Source organism: Streptomyces sp. MS191, from assembly GCF_008042125.1.
GTDB lineage: Bacteria > Actinomycetota > Actinomycetes > Streptomycetales > Streptomycetaceae > Streptomyces.
Genome location: NZ_RDBI01000016.1, coordinates 1 through 4,539, shown reverse-complemented (window position 1 = coordinate 4,539; position 4,539 = coordinate 1). Strand labels below are relative to the sequence as shown.

The 4,539-nt window shown below is 72.5% G+C and carries 5 protein-coding genes and 1 pseudogene; 3 read left to right on the top strand and 3 right to left on the bottom strand.

Going from position 1 to position 4,539, the window contains the following annotated elements:
- Positions 1-129: 129 nt before the first annotated feature.
- Positions 130-561: pseudogene (locus EAO71_RS02080) on the bottom strand (VOC family protein); the annotation flags it as partial.
- Positions 562-603: 42 nt separating this feature from the next.
- Here EAO71_RS02080 and EAO71_RS02075 point away from each other — a divergent pair.
- Both EAO71_RS02075 and EAO71_RS02070 read left to right on the top strand, forming a co-directional pair.
- On the top strand, positions 604-1,200 hold the full coding sequence (locus EAO71_RS02075; protein ID WP_147976072.1) for a CGNR zinc finger domain-containing protein: 597 nt from the start codon (positions 604-606) through the stop codon (positions 1,198-1,200).
- Complete coding sequence (locus tag EAO71_RS02070; protein WP_147976036.1) at positions 1,200-1,559, top strand: SRPBCC family protein; 360 nt, start codon at positions 1,200-1,202, stop codon at positions 1,557-1,559. The genes EAO71_RS02075 and EAO71_RS02070 overlap by 1 nt, the downstream gene beginning before the upstream one ends.
- A 205-nt stretch (positions 1,560-1,764) precedes the next feature.
- Here the strand turns inward: EAO71_RS02070 and rarD are convergent, their stop codons facing one another.
- Both rarD and EAO71_RS02060 read right to left on the bottom strand, forming a co-directional pair.
- Positions 1,765-2,805, bottom strand: a complete 1,041-nt coding sequence (gene rarD, locus EAO71_RS02065; RefSeq protein ID WP_147976035.1) for an EamA family transporter RarD — start codon at positions 2,803-2,805, stop codon at positions 1,765-1,767.
- A gap of 93 nt (positions 2,806-2,898) precedes the next feature.
- Entirely contained in the window at positions 2,899-3,765 is an 867-nt protein-coding gene (locus EAO71_RS02060; protein ID WP_147976034.1) for an NmrA family NAD(P)-binding protein, read from the bottom strand.
- 107 nt (positions 3,766-3,872) lie between these two features.
- On the opposite strand from EAO71_RS02060, the gene EAO71_RS02055 reads away from it, so the two are divergent.
- On the top strand, positions 3,873-4,280 hold the full coding sequence (locus tag EAO71_RS02055) for a winged helix-turn-helix transcriptional regulator (RefSeq protein ID WP_147976033.1): 408 nt from the start codon (positions 3,873-3,875) through the stop codon (positions 4,278-4,280).
- The last annotated feature ends 259 nt before the right edge of the window (positions 4,281-4,539 follow it).

Sequence of the window (4,539 nt, the reverse complement as noted above, 5' to 3'; positions counted from 1 at the left end):
CTCCTTCGTCGCGTCGGCTTCGCCGATTCCGCTTCGCTCCACCCTTGACCCGTCGCCTCCACCCGCCTTTTCACACTCGGAGGGCGGCTCGGGGAAGGGGCCAGGCGATCCGCATGGCGGCGCGCCAGCGCCGTCGGCGTCCGTCATCACCACCCACGAGCCGCCTTGTTCGTTCACCCGGCGCAGGGTCGACGCTCCCAGCTTCTCCAGGCGCTCCACCTCCGCGTCGCGGGTGTCCGGGGCCGGGTGGAGGTCGAGGTGGAGGCGGTTCTTCACCGACTTCTCCTCCGGGACCCGCTGGAAGAGGATCCGGCGCCCCAGGCCGGTGTCCGACGCCGGGTCGTACGGGTCGTCCGGATGGCGGACGGCGGCCAGATCTCGCCATGCGAGGCGGTCGTGCACCGTCAGCGTCGCCTCGGCCGGCGCGGCGCCCATGTCGAGCAGGCGCGTGATGAGCGCGCTGTGGTCCTCCTCCCGGTAGCCGAGGGCGGCCGCCCAGAAGGCCGACTGGGCGTGCGGGTCGGCGGCGTCGATCACAAGCTTCCAGTGGAGTGGAGTCATGTAACCACTTATACTGGTTACGTGACCGAACCCGCCACCGGAATGACGCTCCGGCACCGCGACGGACAGCGATTCCGCTTCGACGCCGGGGCGCTCTGCCTGGAGTTGCTGCTCACCGGTGGACCCGGCCCGGTCGCCGCCCGGTACGAGGTGCTCGATCGCGTCGAGGGGCTGCTGGGCTGGATACGGGAGTGCCGCCTCGCCCCCGGGCTCGATCTCACCGTCACCGCGTCCGAGCTGGCGGCGGTACGGGACGTGCGTGACGCGCTGTGGCGCCTCGCCGAGACCCGCGCGTCCGGCGCCGCCTGGGACCGCTGCGACCCCCGGGACCTCGGGATCGTCAACGCGGCCGCGGCGCACCCCCCGCTCGTCGCCCGGATCACCACCGACGGCACCCGCGCCTGGGCCTCGGGGGCCACCGGCACCGGCCTTCTGGCGACGCTCGCCCGGGACGCGATCGACCTGCTCACCGGCCCCCATGCCGACCGGATCCGCGTGTGCGGCTCCGACAACTGCGCGCTGCTCTTCGTCGACACCTCGCGGCCGGGCCGTCGCCGCTGGTGCTCCATGGACCGCTGCGGCAACCGCCACAAGGTCCGGGCCCACCGGGCCCGGACCCGTCCGGAGGGAGAAGCGTGATGCCCGTGGGACTCACCCGGGACGCCGGCTGGGAGATCGGCGTCTCCAGGACCCTGCCCCTGTCCGTCGAGGCCGTCTGGGACTTCCTCGTGAGCCCCGAGGGTGTCGCCCTCTGGCTCGGCCCCGGCGCCGAGCTCCCCGTGAAGGGCGACGGGGTGCTGCGCAGCCTCCGTCCCGGCGACCGCATCCGGCTCGGCTACGGCGGGACCGTCCTCCAGGTCACCGTCTCCCCGACCGGGGACGGCCGGACCGTACTCCGCTTCCACCAGGAGCACATGGCGAGCGCGGAGGAGCGTGAGCGTCAGCGGGCCCACTGGAAGGGCGTGATGGCGCGGGTCCGGAGCGCCCTCGCGCCCTGAGCCCCCGCCCGGTGGTCACGGTGCCGCCGGGTGCGGTGGTCTCGGCGTTCGGGGTCCGGCTCCCGGTCCGAGCGGGCGGCTCCGACCTCCGGCCGCCGCCCCGTCCTCCGCCCGACCTGTCCATGGCGTACCGGACCCCCGGCGCCGATCGCGCCGGGGGTCCGGTGGGTCCGTCACGCGGGTCCGCCCGCCCGAGCCCCTGCCGTCACCGGCCGTCGGTGTCGGCGGCCATCGCGGCCTGGGTTCCGGGTACCACGGCCCCGGGCACCACGGCCTCGTGCGCCACCGCCTCCGCACCGGCCGCCGTGGCGACCACGGCCTGTGCGGCCGCGGCCTTGCCCGCCACCTCGACGGCGGCCCGGCTGCGCCGCGCCGTGCGGATCGCGTCCCAGGTGAGGATCGTCAGCGCGAGCCACACCAGGGAGAAGCCCGCCCATCGCTCCGGCGGCATCGCCTCGTGGAAGTAGAGGACGCCCAGCCCGAACTGGAAGACCGGCGCCAGGTACTGCAGCAGGCCCAGCGTGGACAGCGGCACCCGGATCGCAGCGGCTCCGAAGCAGACCAGCGGTACGGCGGTCACGACGCCGGTCGCCGCGAGCAGCGCGGCGTGCCCGGCGCCCTGCCCCGTGAAGGTGGAGGTGCCGGTCCCGCTCAGCCACAGCAGGTACGCGAGGGCGGGCAGGAACTGGATCGCCGTCTCGGCGGCCAGTGACTCCAGGCCGCCGATGTTGACCTTCTTCTTCACCAGGCCGTAGGTGGCGAAGGAGAACGCCAGGGTCAGGGAGATCCAGGGCGGTCGCCCGTATCCGACGGCCAGGACGAGCACGGCGGCGAAGCCGACCCCGACGGCCGCCCACTGGGCGGGCCGCAGGCGTTCCTTCAGGAGGAGGACGCCCATGGCGATGGTGACGAGCGGGTTGATGAAGTAGCCGAGCGAGGCCTCGACGACCTGGCCGGAGTTCACGGCCCAGATGTAGAGACCCCAGTTGACGGTGATCACGGCCGCGGCCAGGGTGATCATGCCGAGCTTGCGGGGGCTGCGCAGCAGCTCGCCGATCCAGTTCCAGCGGCGCAGGGCGAGCAGGGCGATGCCGACGACGGCCAGCGACCAGACCATCCGGTGGGCGAGGATCTCGATCGCCCCGGACGGCTTCAGGAGCGGCCAGAAGAGCGGGACCAGTCCCCACATGCCGTAGGCGCCGATCCCGTACAGGAGCCCTGCTCGTCCCTCGTTGTCCGTCTTCACCGAACCTCCTGCCCTGTGCCGCGCGCCGTTCCGATGACGGTAGCGCCGCACAGGGCAGGCTGTCATGTCCGTACCGCGATACGGTCATGACCTTCAGGCGCGGGCGAGCGCGTCCCCGATGGTCTCGGCGATCGGGGTGGTCGGGCGGCCGATCAGCCGCGACAGGTCCCCGGTCCGGCGGGCCAGGGCGCCGAGTGCGACGGCCCGGTCCACGTCGACGAGGATCTCGGCGAAGGGCCGCGGTACGCCCGCCCCGGTCAGGACGGACAGGTGCGTCCCGGCGGGGACGTCGTTGTACGCGATCTCCTTGCCGGACTGGCGGGCGACCTCCGCCGCGTACTCGGCGAGGGACCAGGCCACGTCGCCGCTCAGCTCGTACGCCTTGCCCAGATGCTCCTCGGCCGGGCCGGTCAGGACGGCCGCCGCGGCGGCGGCGTAGTCGGCGCGGGAGGCGGAGGCGATCCGGCCCTCGCCGGCGCTGCCGACGACGGCGCCGTGCGCCAGGACGGGCGCGAGGTTGCCGGTGTAGTTCTCGGTGTACCAGCCGTTGCGCAGGAAGGTGTAAGGGAGTCCGGCGTCGAGGATCAGCCGCTCGGTCGCCTTGTGCTCGGCGGCCAGGTCGAAGTCGGCCTCCGGGCCGCCGAGGACGCCGGTGTAGGCGAGCTGGGCGACGCCCGCGGCCTTGGCCGCGTCGATCACGGCGGCGTGCTGCGCGACGCGCTGCCCGACCTCGCTGCCGGAGATCAGGAGCACCCGGTCGCCGGCTCCGAAGGCGTCGGCCAGCGTCCGTGGCGCGTCGTAGTCGGCGATCCGCAGCTCGACGCCGCGCTCGGCGAGGTCGGCGGCCTTCTCCTTGTCGCGGACGACTGCGGCGACGGACCCGGCGGGGACCCGGGTCAGCAGCGCGTCGATGACGAGGCGGCCGAGCTGTCCGGTGGCTCCGGTGACGACGATGCTCATGGCGTTCTCTCCTGTGGGGTCGGTGAGGTGTTCGTTTCGGGGTGCGCACTCACCGTACGACAGGCGCTAACTAGTAGAAAGTACCCACTTTGAAGTAAGGTACTGGCATGGGAGTAAGTGAGGGTGCCGGCAAGAAGGCGGACGTCAACGACACGATGTGCCCTTCGCGGCTCGTCCTGGAGCACGTCACCAGTCGATGGGGCGTGCTGATCCTGGCCGCACTCCTGGAGCGCTCGTACCGCTTCAGCGAGCTGCGCCGGGAGATCGGCGGGGTCAGCGAGAAGATGCTCGCGCAGACCCTCCAGACGCTGGAGCGCGACGGATTCGTCCACCGTGACGCCAAGCCGGTCATCCCGCCCCGTGTCGACTACACCCTCACCGCCCTCGGTGAGGAGGCGGCCCGCCAGGTCTGGGAGCTGGCCCGCTGGACGGAGCGGCGCGTGCGGGCCGTGGAGGAGGCGCGCGAGAAGTACGACGAGGCGCGTCGCGGGACCGTCATCGTTTCGCCCCAATGATGTTGTAAACGACCACAGTTGACCATCCACGTCGTACGATCTGCTCACCATTCGGGGAGTGTGTGAAGGACCGTGGGGGAGCTGTGGCGTACGGAGACGGAAGAGTGCTGCGCGCCTGCTGTGCCTTACTGGCCGGCGGACTGATCCTGACCGGCTGTTCGAGCGGAGGGGCGAAAACCGACGGCAAACGGCCCGGTGGGACGCCGACGAGCTCGGGCGCGACGAGCTCGGCCACCCCCTCCGCCGTCCCCACCAGCCT